The sequence below is a fragment of the Faecalicatena orotica genome (assembly GCF_905197545.1).
Lineage (GTDB): Bacteria > Bacillota > Clostridia > Lachnospirales > Lachnospiraceae > Faecalicatena_A > Faecalicatena_A orotica.
Map to the genome: position 1 here is coordinate 181,833 of NZ_CAJJZH010000008.1, position 14,824 is coordinate 196,656.

Genomic DNA, 14,824 nt, shown 5'->3' on the forward strand with positions numbered 1-14,824 from the left:
GCCTGCAGTTTATATTTATGGTTTTAAGTACGATTGGTTAATATTTTTATTTATTCACATTTATCCTTACCTTTCCCCATATGGAGCAGATTCATCTTCTGCTCCCGGGTAAGGTGCTTGATTGCATATTCCCGTTTCATTGCTTCTTCCTTTGTCTCATAAATCTCATAATAGGCCAGTTCCACGGGTCTTCTGCCCTTTGTATACTTAGCGCCCTTCCCTGCGTTATGGTCACCCAGCCGCTTTTCAAGGTCATTTGTCCAGCCGGTATACAGACTTCCATCATTGCATCTCAGTATATAAGTAAAATTCATATTTTATCTCTTCCTTTAAATTATTGTCCAGTTACTGTGCACGGCACGTTTTAAACAGTAGCATTGTCCATACGATTCACTTCTTCGATTGATTTTTTTCGTTTCAAATATTATACTAAATGCAGGCAGCAAAACGGATTGTGAATTTTCGGTTTGACTAAGCAAAAGGGAGGTCTTTAGAATGAGTGCTACAATTAAAGACATCGTAAAAGACACCGGTCTTTCACCGGCCACCATATCCAAATATTTAAACGGGAAAAAAATTGCTCCTGAAAATAAAATGGCAATTGAAGCAAGTATTAAAAAATTAGGATATATCCCAAACAGGAGTGCCCAGAGGCTTCGCAGCAAAAAGAGCAATACGATTACAATTCTCCTGCCATCTTTCAGTGATTATTTTTGGGGTTCCATTACCACCTATATCGAAGAATATATGCAAAAACACAATTATTCCACCATTGTGATGGCTTATAATCCTTCCAAGACTGACCAGTCTGAAACATACCAGCAGTTGTTGAGCATTCAGACTGAAGGCTGCATTATGGTAGATGAAAATATAGAAAAAAGCAATCTTATACAGCTGATGCAGGAGGCAAATATCCCTTGCATATTCCTCGACCAGATTTTAAAGACATGTACCCTCGACTCTGTAACATCCAACAATTATGAGAGTGCCTATGAAATGACTCTTTATCTTATACAGCATGGACATAAAAGAATCGGTGTTATCGGCGGTCCCGCAGACAGCTACACTGCAATGGAACGGATCAGGGGATTCCGCCAGGCTTGTCTGGAGCACGGCATATCAGAAGATGACCAGATCGTTTATAATGGGACATACAATGCCCAGTCCGGCCTGCAGCTCTTTCAGAAAATGATGGAACTCCCTGAGAGACCCACTGCTGTTTTTTCACTGAATTATTATTATATCATGGCCTGTATTCAGCTGCTTCATAAGTATGACCTTCGTATACCGGATGATTTATCTCTGGTTACTTTTGACGATGACGAGATATTTTCAGCTATCCACCCTCCTATCACAGTCATGCTGCAGGACTTTCCAGCACTCGGGAAGGAAGCCGGCCGTCTGCTTTTGAAACGTATGAGGGGAGACTGGGAAGATTTTCCTCAGGTATCCTATGTGAAAGCACAATTTATAGAGCGTGATTCTGTAAAGGATATTTCTTAAAAACCTCCCCCTGATTAAGTGGCAGTTTCTGCATTCCGGCTGATTGCCCTGACAGAATCTCTGATAAACAGTTTTGCAGGTAATTTCCTGTATTCCGGAAAATTAGTGTAGTCACCCTGCATTCTTTTCAGCAGCAAATCCACACTTTCTTTTGCAATTTCTTCGGCCGGCTGCCTGACTGCTGTCAGGTTCGGCTGGCATAATTCGGAAAATTCCAAATCATCAAATGATACCAAAGAAAGTTCTTCCGGGATCGCAATACCAAGATTATGCAGCAGCGTAACTGCCCCTAGTGTCATATTGTAATTAGAAATAAATATAGCAGTGGGCCTGTCCTTAAGCTGCCATATCCGTTTCATCCCTTCATACCCCGATGAAAAGCTGAAATCGCCACTGGCAATATACTCTTCTTTCAAAGGAATCATATAGTCCTCCAGCGCCCGTTTGTATCCTTTCAGCCTCTCCTGTCCGGCCTTCAGTCCACCCGTCTTCTTATCCGTCCCGGATAAGACCGCAATCTTTCTGTGCCCCTGCTGTATCAGATATTCAACCGCATTATAGCTGCCAACGGCTGCATTGCTTCCTACCATATCAAAATCCGGCATCTCCAGCCGGTCTAATGTCACAACCGGAACACGATTTATTCTGGCACTTTCCAAATAATCTTCATCACTTGAAAGCGGAAGGAGAATCATTCCGTCCACCTGATTTTCCAGCATAAAATCTACTGATTTCCTCGCCTTTTTAATACTATCCCTATGGCAGCATACAATAACATGATATCCTTGTTCATTCAGCCTCTCTGTAATCTGAGAAGCAATGGGTGAAAAAAACTGATTATCCAGACCGTCCAGAATCAGGCCAACTAAAAAACTCCGGGAACTCCTCAGCCCCCGGGCTGCATTATTCGGCCGGTACCCAAGCCGCTGCACAGCATCCTCTATCAGCTTACGGTTCTTACCCCGCACATTACCCCCATTCATATATTTAGAAATAGTCGATATCGCAAGATTCGTCTCCCTGGCAACATCCTTGATCGTAACAGCCATCATTTCCCCCTATTCTCCATAAATCTATACACCATTATACAATCAAAAAAATGATTTCGCAATACGCCTGCCCGACCAACACTCCAAGCATACGAACTTTCTGTCTGGATAAACCAGCTTTCCGTGGGAGGGAGGATGGCTCCTCACGGATGCGTCTTTTCGAAATTACAGTTTTTTATCAAAACAAAGGTTAAAACATGAATAATCCGCAGGACTAAAGGGCCTGCGGATCAGACGGCTTAACTAGAATGCAACTGGCATTCTTGCGTTTATCGGCGGTATTCATCGTATTAGTATTTTTTTACTGGATTTCTTCGAAAATTGGTTCTTTTTCTTCCATTTCAATACAGACTGCGTAATTTTTCTGTTCCTGCATATCTTCCGGAAGTTCTACTTCTATATATCCGTCGCCTTCGCATACTTTTCCTACGGTGAATTCAAGTTCTCTTCCATCTCTGACGATGTATGCCCGTTTCACCTGATTAGCGATGTTTATGACTTCCACGCGCATGCGGGGCTGAAGGATATGTACGAATAGTTTGTAGTCTTTTGAAGTAAACTGTGCCCACTCTAATTCGTAATGGTACAGGGCCACGCGTTTCGTGCCATAGATTGCTTCTGCATTTTCTTTTACATATTTTCCTACTTCGTTTAATATCTCAATGCTTTCTTTTGGCACGTTTCCGTCGGCGTCGGGACCGATATTCAACAGGTAGTTCCCTCCCCTGCTGTTGATTTTCAGCAGCAGGCGGATGATGTCATCTGCTTTTTTCCAGTTGTGATCGTATTTATTGAAGCCCCATGTGTCATTCAGGGTTGCCGGAACTTCCCAGTCTCCTTCGTATGGAAGTCTCGGTATGAAATTATCTCCTGTTGTCATATAATCGCCCATATGGTTTCCCGCACGGCCGCTGATAATGCAATTTGGCTGTAAGGATTTTACCAGATCAATCAGTTCCTGCGTCTGCTGCTTAGTAATACCCATCGGTGTGTCAAACCAGAGCAGTGCAATTTCTCCGTACTGTGTTAATATTTCCCGAAGCTGCGGTTTGCATTTTTCGTCCAGATATCTCTGGAAATTTTTATGGCTGTTTTCTTTTGTCTGCATGAACCCATCCGGGTCATCCCAATCCTGTGCCTGAGAATAATACAAACCAAATTTCATGTCATATTTATGGCAGGCGTCGGCCAGCTCTTTTACAAAATCGCGGTGGCAGGGAGATGCGTCTACAGAATTGTACGGTGTTGTTTCTGACTTGAACATTGCGAACCCCTCATGGTGTTTGGAGGTGAAGACCAGATATTTCATGCCCCAGTCTTCTTTCGCCCTGCGTACGATTTCATCTGCGTCAAAGTTCTGCGGATTGAATTCCTTTGCTAATTTGCGGTATTCTTCCACTGGTATGTTCAGATAGTTCATGATCCACTCGGCAATACGGTCTGTTTTTTCCCCTTTATATTCACCGGCAAGCAGCGCATATAATCCCCAGTGCATAAACAAACCATATTTAGCATCTTTAAACCATTGTTGTTTTGTGTCATACATATGTTAGTCCTCTCTCTCTTTTACTACTAAACTGAATATAATACTGGGACAAAACGTATTTTGTCCCGTAAATATCCGCACTTACAATACCCGCTTTAAGATACTATTTTATCCTTCTGATGTCAGCCCGATAGCATACATTCCGGCCTGATAATTTTTTGTCCTGACAAGCAGCCCATCACCGGCAGGTATTGTCTCAATCTGCAGGCGCTCATCAAGAGGTCTGAGGTTCCCGTGAAAATCTGATATAAGGAATTCGTTTACTCCATCCTTCAGCCCATCTGCAAAAACATACAGTACATGATCTTTCCTTGTATAGTGAAGTTCCATCCCGTCTTCTCGAATCTCAGATTCCCTGTCACTTGGGTGGGTTCCAAAAATTCCTCCCCCGTTAACCGAAAGCCATTCACCCAGAATTTCCAACCTTCTTACCTGTTCTGCCGGGATGGTTCCGTCTGCCTTTGGCCCTATGTTAAGTAAGAGGTTTCCGTTGTTGGCTACCGTAGATACAAGCAGGTTAACGAGCTTTGGCACCGTGATCAGCTGGTCGTCCGCTTCAATTTCATTATATCCGAAGGATAATCCCATGCCGCGGCACATTTCCCATTTCTGGCTCCTGTCCATCTCCCCCGCCTGATATTCTTTTGTCAGAAAATCATAGTGTTTTCCATTGAAACGGTCATTTACTACACCGTCTCTGACCTTATTATAGTAGTGTGCAAACAGGTATGGCATCGCCTCTTCGCTCTGCTTCGGCCAGCCGATATCGTTCCACAGTACACTCGGTTCATATTTATCAATGAGTTCTTTCATCTGGTTATAGGAAAAATCAGCATATGCATAAGTAGGACTTGCCGTTCCAAAAAGGTCATCATCATCAAAAATAGGGTCATTTGCAAACTGCCAGTCAATCAGACCTGAATAGTATAATCCCATACGGATGCCTGCACTCCTGACTGCATCAGTCAGTTCTCCGGTAATATCTCTTTCCGGACCCATTTTCACAGAATTGAAATCCGTATATTTACTCGGGAAGAGGCAGAAACCGTCATGATGTTTTGTCGTCAGGACGACGTACTGTGCACCTGCCTTCTTAAAAATCTGTGCCCACTCATCCGGGTTCCAGTTTTCCGCTTTCCACATGGGGATAAAGTCTTCATATTTAAAATCCGCCCCGTATTTTTCCACATGATGTTCATAACCCGGCCCGCGTCCCACATTAACAGAATTATAATACCACTCCGCATAGGGGTTGTTGCAAAACCAGTCAGTTACCTGGGCATCCCCGAGTTCCCACGTATGCGGCGCATATGCCGGAACGGAATAGATTCCCCAATGAATAAAAATACCAAATTTTGCATCATCATACCACTTTGGCACTTCATGCTTCTGAATTGATTCCCAGCTTCCTGTATAACGCTTATCCGCCATAATTACCCTCCATATGTAATACGCTCATTAATCAATGGTAAGTTTCAAAACAACCGGCATCTTTCCGGCATCCACCTGTAACCCGCTCACGATGTCCAGCTCTTTGTTCCTGCTGAATTCCGGATGGTGGTCTGTCCCGAGTATCTGGATATCCCGGATGGTTGACTTCAAATATTTGTAGTCATTTCCCAGAGATTCAATTGATACCTTTCCATCTTCCGGCCACCGCATTACAATTGCATAGATATGGTTTCCCCTGCTCGTAAACCGGATATCTCTGGACGTATAATTTTTTCCTGTCGTGTCGGTAAAATGTCCTTCCGGAACGTCTGTAGGTCCCTCACCGAATATCTTCCAGTACTTCGTTCCATATATGGCCTCTCCGTTCACCTTCAGCCATTTTCCTACTTCCTTCAAAATATGGGCATCTTCATCCGGGATGGTTCCGTCCGATTTCGGTCCTATATTCAGAAGCAGCGCACCGTTTTTGCTTACCACATCCACCAGATCAAGTACAATATCAGAAGGGTCTTTGTAATCATTTCCCACGGTATATCCCCAGGAATTCTTCGCAACAGATGTATCATCCTGCCAGAAATCCGGGGTAATATGATCCAGCTGTCCTCTCTCCAGATCATTGACCGCACTTCCATAAACATAGGCATCAAACTTCGCATCGATAGCTACTTCTGCGCCCCACTGCTCTGCCCTGTTATAATAATAGGCCGCAAATTTCCGTAAATATGGTTTCCAGGCATACTGCTGGATCCACCAGTCAAAGAAGAGAAGCTTCGGCTGATACCTGTCAACCAGCTCACATGTCCTGACCAGCCAGTCCTGCATAAATTCTTCTGACGGGGGATTGTCATATATATTGCTCATATCCCGGGTAACCCCCATCGCCGGCCCATATAATTCTTCATACTCTGTATTGTTCACATCTGATTCCGGAATCCGGCGTCCGCCGTTGAAAAACCAGTAGTGCTCTGCGCGGTGGGAAGATGCGCCAAATACAATTCCTTCCTTTTCCGCCTCACATCTTAATTCCTCCAGTACGTTCCTTTCCGGTCCCATCTTTACCGCATTCCAGTCAGAAAAATCGCTGTCGTACATCTGGAAACCGTCGTGGTGCTCCGCAACAGGTACAACAAACTTTGCCCCTGACTCCAAAAACAGTTTCGTCCACTCCCGGGGATCAAATTTTTCTGCCCGGAACATCGGTATAAAATCTTTATAGCCAAACTTATCGAGGGTCCCATATGTTTTCTCATGATGGAGATTTTCTTTCGAACCTTTGACATACATATTTCTCGGATACCACTCATTTCCAAATGCAGGCACACTGTAGACACCCCAATGGATAAAAATACCGAATTTACCTTTTTCATACCATTTAGGGACCGGGTGTTCACAGAGTGAATCCCATGTATCGGCATAGGGACCGTTTGCAATTACATTTTCTATCTGCTTTAAGTAATCTTTTTTATTCATAGCACCATCCTCATATTTATACACCCCGGGCCCGGCTTTTTCGAACCTGGGATGAAGAAGTATTTACCCTTTGATAGCACCTGCCAGAATTCCTGATTCCACTTTTTCATGAAGCAGTAAGTAGATAATCAGCATCGGAATCATTGACATAATGACAAATGCGAACTGCGGGCCGTAACTGGTAGTATAGTTGCTTGTAAAATTAAGCATTGCTCTGGATACTGTATACTTTGAACTGTCTGATATCAGAATCAATGAAAATATCAGTTCACTGTATCCGTAAATAAATACTAAAATAGCTTCCGTGGCGATGATCGGCTTACATATCGGAGCCATTATGCTGATCAGCATTCTGCCGTCACCGCATCCGTCAATCTTTGCCGCCTCGTCCAAACCTCTGTCCAGACTTCCGATATAACCTGTAAACAAAAATATTGCCTGAGACAGATTAAATGCGACATAAATCAGGATCAGGAAAAAATAACTGTTTCTGGCTCCGAAAGAACTGGATATCTTTGATATGGAAACGAGCGTACTATGTACCGGGACCATGACCCCTGCCATAAAGAGGAAGTATACACCTTTCAAATATTTATAAGGCTTCCTTGCCAGTACATAGGCAGCCGGTAACGCAATGATTACGGTAGCTATCAGTGTGGCAACCGCAACGAAAAGTGAATTTCCGATCGAACGTATTGCATTTGCCGTCTCAACTGCACTCGGATAGTTGTTAAACACCCATTTTTTCGGCAGTGAAAACATACCAAGGAGAATATCCTCATTTGTCTTAAAGGAAGAAAGCAGGGTTATAATTAATGGAAGAAACGTTATAGCGGCTAAAAGGACAGCCACTATATAAAGAATTCCTTTTTTTAGTTTATCTGAGCCAACCTTTTTATTCATTCATAACTCCTTTCTGAATGTCCGTTCCCTTATTCTCTGTCCTGTTTAAAAATAACGTTATTCAGTAAAACTGATAAAACAAGGCCCAGAACGAGGAGAATAATACCGATTGCACTGCTCCGCCCCATAAGCTTATACTGGAATCCCTGTGTATAAAGCAGCACGGCAGGAGTTGCACTGGAATCGATTGGTCCTCCGTTCGTCATTGCCCATACGATGTCAAAAGCTTTCAGACATCCTGTTACACAGAGCACGGAGAAAACCATGAACATATTTTTACAAAGAGGTATGATGACATAAATGACTTTCTTTAGTCCGGTACATCCGTCAAGCAGTGCCGCATCATGTACGTCTCCCGGTATTGCAACAATACCCGCCGCAAAGATCAGCATGTTATAGCCGGCATACATCCACTCGTTGACCAGAACTACGCACCAAATATTCACCGTTGGTGTCGCCAGCCAGTTTATAACCGCGTCCCCGAGTCCGACAGCCCTTAAGAACTGGGCAAAAATACCAAAATCAGAATTCAGCATGAATGTCCACATTAAGCCGACTGCCGTTGTTCCTAACATAACCGGCATCAGGTAAGATGCCTTGAAGAACTTCGTAAACCTAATCTTCGAAGTAACCAAAAGTGCCATTCCGAAAGCAACGGGCATCAGTACTACAAACCCGCCGATCATGAAGTACACTGCATTCAGCATACTGTTCCAGAACTTTTCACTCGTAAAAACTTTAATATAATTATTCAATCCTACCCATGACACCGGTGATGTCGCAACACCGTTCCAGTCATTTAGTGATAACCAGAATGTATTGATAACCGGGTAAATAACAAAGATGACAGTGATCGCAACGCCGGGCAGGACAAAAAGCATTGATTTCAGAAATGTCTTTCTGTATTTGCTGGATGAAAAAAACATACGTTTTACCTCCTGACCCGATGTGTGAACCCTTCAGAAATGTCTGCAAGGTCCACACATCTTATTATCCGGTCTAGCAGTCAGAATTCATGGATTCCCATTTATTCATATTGCTTGATCGTGTCTACAATGGTTTTGCCTACTGACTTTGCATCTGCGTCCATCGCAATACTCTGAAGTGCCTGACGGACTGTATTAATCATATGTGTTGCGCTGTCATAGTTCTCAATGTCCCCGCGTACATCTTCGGTCTCAGCAATAATCTCTGCCGCCTCCTGGCTTAAGTAGTTACCACCTTCGGCTGTAACATTTACACATACCGGTGTCGGATATCCTTCAACAAACTCTTTTACTACGCTCTCACTTGTCATGTACTTCAAAAACAGTACGGATGCTGCCACTTCATCAGCGTCTCCTGTATCAACTGCGTAATAAGCCTCATTTCCGCCGCCCATGTCATTCAGCTTATATTCTTCATTCACATAAGGCATACGAAGTGCATGGATCTTCTCATTTTCAAAGAGCTCCAGCCCTGTATGATCTTCTGCACAGAACCATGTTCCCATGAATAAAAACGCAGATTTCCCGGTATTAAAGAGCGCTCTTTCCTGCCCGTCATCGTTTCCGAGCAGATTTGTTCCAAGGTATCCTTTTTCATATGCGTCAATAATCATCTGGTATATTTCTGTCTGTTCTTCTCCGTCATAGGAAACTTCACGGCTGCCGAGCTTTTCCGCCATATCACAGCCAAAGGTCTTATAATTTAATGCTGAATGCAGGTGTCCAAAACGATAGTCATCTTTTTCACCCATTTCGAAAGGCTGCACACCGTTTGCTTTCAGTTTCTCACATGCTGCCATAAGGTCGTCCCAGCTCACGATTGATGCAGGGTCAATCCCGTTTTGGCTTAATATATCTTCGTTGTAGAAAAGCATAACCTGATATGCTGTAAATGGCACACCATAAGTCCCTTCCGCCCCGTAGCTTGAATAGTCTGTGAGGCTGTCGCCCATAGAGTTAAAGCTTTCTTTCCATTCCGGATACTGCTCATAATACGGGTCCATGTTAACGATAAGGTTTGAATTTACATACTCTGCAGTCCGGGAGCCGCCATACTCAACAATAATATTGGGCATAGAATCTTTATCGGACATAAGCACTGATTCTGAATTAAGCCATTCAGACTCCGTTGGAATATTGATTTGTTCCACCTTGATTCCCGGATATTTTTCCATAAAGCCTTCTACAATATTCTGATAAAGAGGACCGGATACATCTCCGGTGTCCCATCTGGTATGAATTGTTATCTTAACATCTTTGTATTCTCTGTTTTCAACATCATAATCAGTTTCAGCCTGTGCATCCTTGGAGCCAGAATCTTTTTTTGCGGGGTCAGAAGAAGAATTACCGCAACCCGCCAATGTTGTTACAACCATAGCTGCTGATAAAAGAACTGCTGCTATTCTCTTTTTCATAACACATACCTCCTCTTTTTTACCTGGTTATTTTAATAACCGGTGTATCGTGACTGTTTTTTCACCTCTGCAGAAGTAAATCGTTTCATCTTTATAATATTCTCATGGTTTTGAAATGTCAACTTATTTGTTTATTTTAAGCATATTATCCATATTTTATCTTCCTTTTTTATATATAATTACCAGTTTTATGTTTTATTTAGACTTAATCGTTTTGTTTTTAATGTTATATTCAGACTCAAAATCCAGACATATACAGTAAAACATCTAACCTGTTTCCATTCAAAGTCAAATACCACGCGGGAATAAAAATGGGGATCCCCCTTCTAAGAGAACCCCCGGTTTTTATACAAATATTCATATTTAAATAATAATTATTCTTTTCCTAAAAACTCTAATATATTCTGATGGATAATGCCATCCCTTGAAAAATCCATTTTATCCATAGACAGCACATATTTCGGGTAATTGTCTGCCACCTGCCGATAAACACCGAATTCACGGTCAATCACCCTTTGATCTGCCAGATAATAAGCAACCTGATAATACTCCTTATCCGTTCCGTTTACCGCCACAAAGTCGATTTCTCCATTTCTCGTCTTCCCGACATAAACCTCGTAACCACGCACCAGTAATTCATTATATACTACATTTTCCAGAAGGGCGCCCATCTCCAGTTTAAAGCCGCTATTTCGGATACGCCCCAGTCCCATATCTGTCAAATAATACTTATCTAATTTTGTAAGAATCCGCTTGCCCCGTATGTCATATCTGGATGCTTTAGACATAATCAGTGAGGAGGTAATATGTTCCAGATAATTATAAATGGTCTCTCTGGAGACTTTCCAGTTAATGCTTAGAAAATAATCTGATATTGCCGTGGCAGAGAATGTCTGGGATGGATTGCATACAAGGTACTCTATAATTCTGTTGAATAACTCGATATCCTTAATTCCTGCACGCTGCACAATATCTTTCAGTACAATCGCATCATAAACATCTCTTAAAAAAGTTTTGGTCTGTTCTTCCCCTTCCATCTGAAACCTCTGAGGAAGGCCGCCCCAGGTTATATAGTCATAGAATAATTCATCTGTCACATCGCCCGGTTTTATCTGCTTCAATTCACACATTTCACGGAAAGTAAATGGCATGATCCGAAAACTTACATATCGCCCTGTAAGAAATGTTGCAAGCTCTCCTGACAAGAGCTTACCATTAGATCCTGTAATAAATATACTTGTATTATACTTTACTTTCAGCGAATTAATGACACGTTCAAAATCGGGGACTGTCTGGATTTCATCAAAAAACAGATAATATTTCTTGTCTGTTGTGATCTGACTTTTTACATAATCATGCAAATCCATTCCTGTCCGGATAAAAGAATAATCATAGTCTTCAAAATTGATATAGAGAATCTGATCCTTTCCGATTCCCCGTGTTTTAAGTTCATCCATGATCTGCATTAACAGGACTGATTTTCCGCAGCGCCTTATACCTGTAATCACTTTTATTAAATCTTTATCATAAAATCCCCGTATTCTTTTTAAATAGGTTTCACGTTTTATCATCCTCACGTCCCCCTTTTATGTATATTATCGAACTTAAATGAAAATTTGTCAAGTAAGTTCGATGTACCGTACTTACTTGACAAATTTGTAATTTAATCCATTTGAATTTGTACTTGCTATGATTCCATGAAATCTAAAGGATTGACTGGTTCTCCGTCTTTGAGTATTTCAAAATAGAGATTGGTTCCTTCTACGCTGTAGTATTTTGTTGGTTCGCTGAGATACCCTACTGTCTCACCGGCTGCTACATAGTCGCCGATCTGCAGAGGTACTTCTTTGAGCTGCCCGTATACCGCTGTATATCCGTTCCCCATATCAAGGGTAACAGTTGTCCCTGTCTGGGCGGACTGCTCCACGTTTGTTACGATACCGGCTGCGGATGCTGCAATTGTTTCTCCTACTTCTCCGCCGATTACCAGTGCCGGGTTATACTTATACTGCTCCAGTGTTGAAAAATAAACTGTCTTGTCCATGCTGTAGTTGATCAGGATTGCTCCGCTTGCAGGCCATTCGAGGACACTTTCCTCGCTGAACCATACGTCGGAAGCCCCTGATGCTGTTGCAGAGTTATCTGCCGTGCTTTCCGGTGTAGTGCTTTCATTGTCTTCTGTTTCATTTTCTGTTGATGTATTACCTTCTGCTTCCGGCAGTACAATGTCATTTGCCGTAGTTGCTTCACTCTTCTCTTTTGCTAACTGTTCTGTTTGTTCTTCGGCTTTTGCTAACTGCTCATCTAATTTTTTCTGATAATTGTTAAATGTAAATGCTCCTACCATTACAATTACAGCTACAAAGCAGATTACGATACCGACTGCTGCGCCTTTCCCTTTTAAAGAAAACGGCTTTTCATTCTTATTCATATTCATCACCTCTGGCTATATTTTTGCCAGAAAAATGACGCCTTATTCGATTTTTGAAAATATTTCTCCGCCATCTGTCATTTTTGTTCCTTCAAAAAAATTTTGAAGGATTTCTTCACAGCTTTTCCCCTCTTTTGCCATCTCATTCGCGGTCCACTGGCTCATTCCCAAACCATGCCCCCTGCCAGAGGTTGTGATACGCAGCTTCCCGTCCGCATCCTGTAGTGAAAATGCGCTGGAAGCCAGTGTCAATGCATCCCGGAACTGATCTCCTGTGCAGACTGTATCGCCTATTCTGAGTTTTGAAACATAACCGGCAGAATCATACTCCTGTATCTCAAAATCTGCAAAGCTGTATGTTTTTTCTGCATTTTCTTTGTCCACGGCAACCAGAAATGCCTGGCACTTTGTCTGTATCTCCTTGTAATCCATGGTATAGACGTGCATCTCATCGTCTGCTTCCTTGTCGAGCGGGCATTCCTTTACCACTAAATACGGATAGTCCCCGCTTCCGAGGACTTCCTGTCCGCTCCTTGTTTTTCCGTTGCTGGACTGGTGGAACGGAACCATAGCATATGTATCATTATAGTATAATACCTGATTCGCCGTCTCATCCACTGCCGCCTTCAGTTTCTTATAATTTGCGTCATAGTCTGCCGCGTCCCACTTTTTTTCCAGATCTTTTTCACACAGGTAGCTCTCCGTCAGAACTTTATCCCCATCACCATCAAGAGTTTTATACAGATTTGTGCGGATAACTACTGCCTGTGCCTTCAGGGCCTCTTTTTCATAAGTCTCCGGCATTTCCCTTGCCAGTACTCCTATAAAATATTCTTCCCACGGTACTTCCAGCACCTGCTTTGTACCGTCCTCTGCTGTCTTTTTTACCTGCACATAGGCACCGCCGTTCTTGCCGATCACTTCCATATCCGCACCGTTTACAAATACAGCCACTATATAGGGAAGTAAAATCAAAATAATAAGGAATGAACCGATTGTTTTTGCTTTCTGACGCATGTAACGTTGTCCCATAAAAAAGCCCTCCATATAATTATATATATGAAGGGCGTTAAGGGGGCAGACCCCTTTTCTTAAAAATTTATAACGGTGTTCTGTCCTGACTGTCTGTCAGAGGTTCTGAAGGAGCATTCTCTGTATTTTCCGCAGATGTTCCCAGATGAATCACATCCTGTGCAGGCGGCTCAACAGGCGCATGAACTTCATGCTCTGCCGGACGTTCCCCTTCAGTGGGGGCCTGCACCGGCGGTACAGGTGTTTCCGCCTGTACTGGCATCCCGGGCTCAGCCGGAGGTACCGGCACTTCCGGTCCCATGTGAGGTCCCGGTACAGGTCCCCCCTGCGGCGGCATTACCGGAGGAGGTGACTGCATAAACGGCCGTCCAAGATCCGGTTCCATTCCCGGATTATAGTCCTTATTCCTCATAACAAAGAGGCAGATTGACTCATAAAGCGGAATCAATGTGCTCAGTACCGCATGGGCAACGGACATATTTTTTGTTGTAAACTTCTCCAGTATCTGGTGATTCACAAGAACCCCCAGCACTTTGTAAACTGCGCCATAGAGTACCGCAGTAATCATCCAGATGGCGAAGAGTATAATCAGGCCCATGATCAGTCCGGTGCTGACATGGGGATCACCGTATCCGTACTGATATCCATACATGGCACCTGTAAAGGTATCTGCAAATGCACCGATTCCGACTGCCCATAATATCATATAGAATACGAAGTTCACCGCACCAAATATAAAGGGCATGACAAGAAGCCAGATTCCCGGGTTCTTAATCCCTTTGTTCTTCAGGCTGATCCGCCCAGCCAGTTCTCCGTGGAGATATGTCCTGGCAAAAGGGATAAATGCAAGCCACGGATAATCCATTCCCTGGCGCTTTGCAATGGTATACATGCCGATACCCTTGAAAACATAACTAATTACATAAAACAGGAAAAAGACAAGCAGCACGATAACATAGATTGCAAGTATACCCGCAAGTATCCTGTCCGCCGCTGATGTTGTATAATTATAAGTGTCGTAATAATTCATAAACGCC

General features: G+C 43.0%; 13 protein-coding genes. 1 reads left to right on the top strand and 12 read right to left on the bottom strand.

Annotation, left to right across the window (positions count from 1 at the left end):
- Positions 1-50 precede the first annotated feature (50 nt).
- Entirely contained in the window at positions 51-314 is a 264-nt protein-coding gene (locus ABIN22_RS17250) for a GIY-YIG nuclease family protein (protein ID WP_109733313.1), read from the bottom strand.
- A 181-nt stretch (positions 315-495) separates the two neighbouring features.
- Here ABIN22_RS17250 and ABIN22_RS17255 point away from each other — a divergent pair, with 181 nt between their 5' ends.
- Entirely contained in the window at positions 496-1,503 is a 1,008-nt protein-coding gene (locus tag ABIN22_RS17255; RefSeq protein WP_346910168.1) for a LacI family DNA-binding transcriptional regulator, read from the top strand.
- Between the two features lie 14 nt (positions 1,504-1,517).
- Here the strand turns inward: ABIN22_RS17255 and ABIN22_RS17260 are convergent, their stop codons facing one another.
- The 11 genes from ABIN22_RS17260 to ABIN22_RS17310 form a co-directional block, all read right to left on the bottom strand.
- The gene (locus ABIN22_RS17260) at positions 1,518-2,555 is read right to left on the bottom strand and encodes a LacI family DNA-binding transcriptional regulator (RefSeq protein WP_346910170.1); all 1,038 of its coding nucleotides are present in this window, start codon (positions 2,553-2,555) and stop codon (positions 1,518-1,520) included.
- A 298-nt stretch (positions 2,556-2,853) separates the two neighbouring features.
- Positions 2,854-4,098: an alpha-L-fucosidase gene (locus ABIN22_RS17265; protein ID WP_346910172.1), complete on the bottom strand. Its 1,245-nt coding sequence runs from the start codon at positions 4,096-4,098 to the stop codon at positions 2,854-2,856.
- 108 nt (positions 4,099-4,206) lie between these two features.
- Positions 4,207-5,529 (bottom strand): alpha-L-fucosidase, encoded by a 1,323-nt coding sequence (locus ABIN22_RS17270; protein ID WP_346910174.1) that lies wholly within the window; start codon positions 5,527-5,529, stop codon positions 4,207-4,209.
- 27 nt (positions 5,530-5,556) lie between these two features.
- On the bottom strand, positions 5,557-7,020 hold the full coding sequence (locus tag ABIN22_RS17275) for an alpha-L-fucosidase (protein WP_346910176.1): 1,464 nt from the start codon (positions 7,018-7,020) through the stop codon (positions 5,557-5,559).
- A gap of 63 nt (positions 7,021-7,083) precedes the next feature.
- Positions 7,084-7,923 (bottom strand): carbohydrate ABC transporter permease, encoded by an 840-nt coding sequence (locus tag ABIN22_RS17280; protein ID WP_109733307.1) that lies wholly within the window; start codon positions 7,921-7,923, stop codon positions 7,084-7,086.
- 29 nt (positions 7,924-7,952) lie between these two features.
- Complete coding sequence (locus ABIN22_RS17285; RefSeq protein ID WP_109733306.1) at positions 7,953-8,849, bottom strand: carbohydrate ABC transporter permease; 897 nt, start codon at positions 8,847-8,849, stop codon at positions 7,953-7,955.
- A gap of 101 nt (positions 8,850-8,950) precedes the next feature.
- Complete coding sequence (locus tag ABIN22_RS17290) at positions 8,951-10,324, bottom strand: ABC transporter substrate-binding protein (protein WP_109733305.1); 1,374 nt, start codon at positions 10,322-10,324, stop codon at positions 8,951-8,953.
- Positions 10,325-10,698: 374 nt separating this feature from the next.
- Positions 10,699-11,895, bottom strand: a complete 1,197-nt coding sequence (locus ABIN22_RS17295) for an ATP-binding protein (RefSeq protein ID WP_346910179.1) — start codon at positions 11,893-11,895, stop codon at positions 10,699-10,701.
- A 116-nt stretch (positions 11,896-12,011) separates the two neighbouring features.
- Positions 12,012-12,755, bottom strand: a complete 744-nt coding sequence (locus ABIN22_RS17300) for a murein hydrolase activator EnvC family protein (protein WP_109733304.1) — start codon at positions 12,753-12,755, stop codon at positions 12,012-12,014.
- A 42-nt stretch (positions 12,756-12,797) separates the two neighbouring features.
- Positions 12,798-13,787 carry a SpoIID/LytB domain-containing protein gene (locus ABIN22_RS17305; protein WP_118622834.1) on the bottom strand — a complete coding sequence of 330 codons (990 nt, stop codon included), beginning with the start codon at positions 13,785-13,787 and terminating at the stop codon, positions 12,798-12,800.
- Between the two features lie 67 nt (positions 13,788-13,854).
- Positions 13,855-14,817: an RNA-binding protein gene (locus tag ABIN22_RS17310; protein WP_242996225.1), complete on the bottom strand. Its 963-nt coding sequence runs from the start codon at positions 14,815-14,817 to the stop codon at positions 13,855-13,857.
- Between the last annotated feature and the right edge of the window lie 7 nt (positions 14,818-14,824).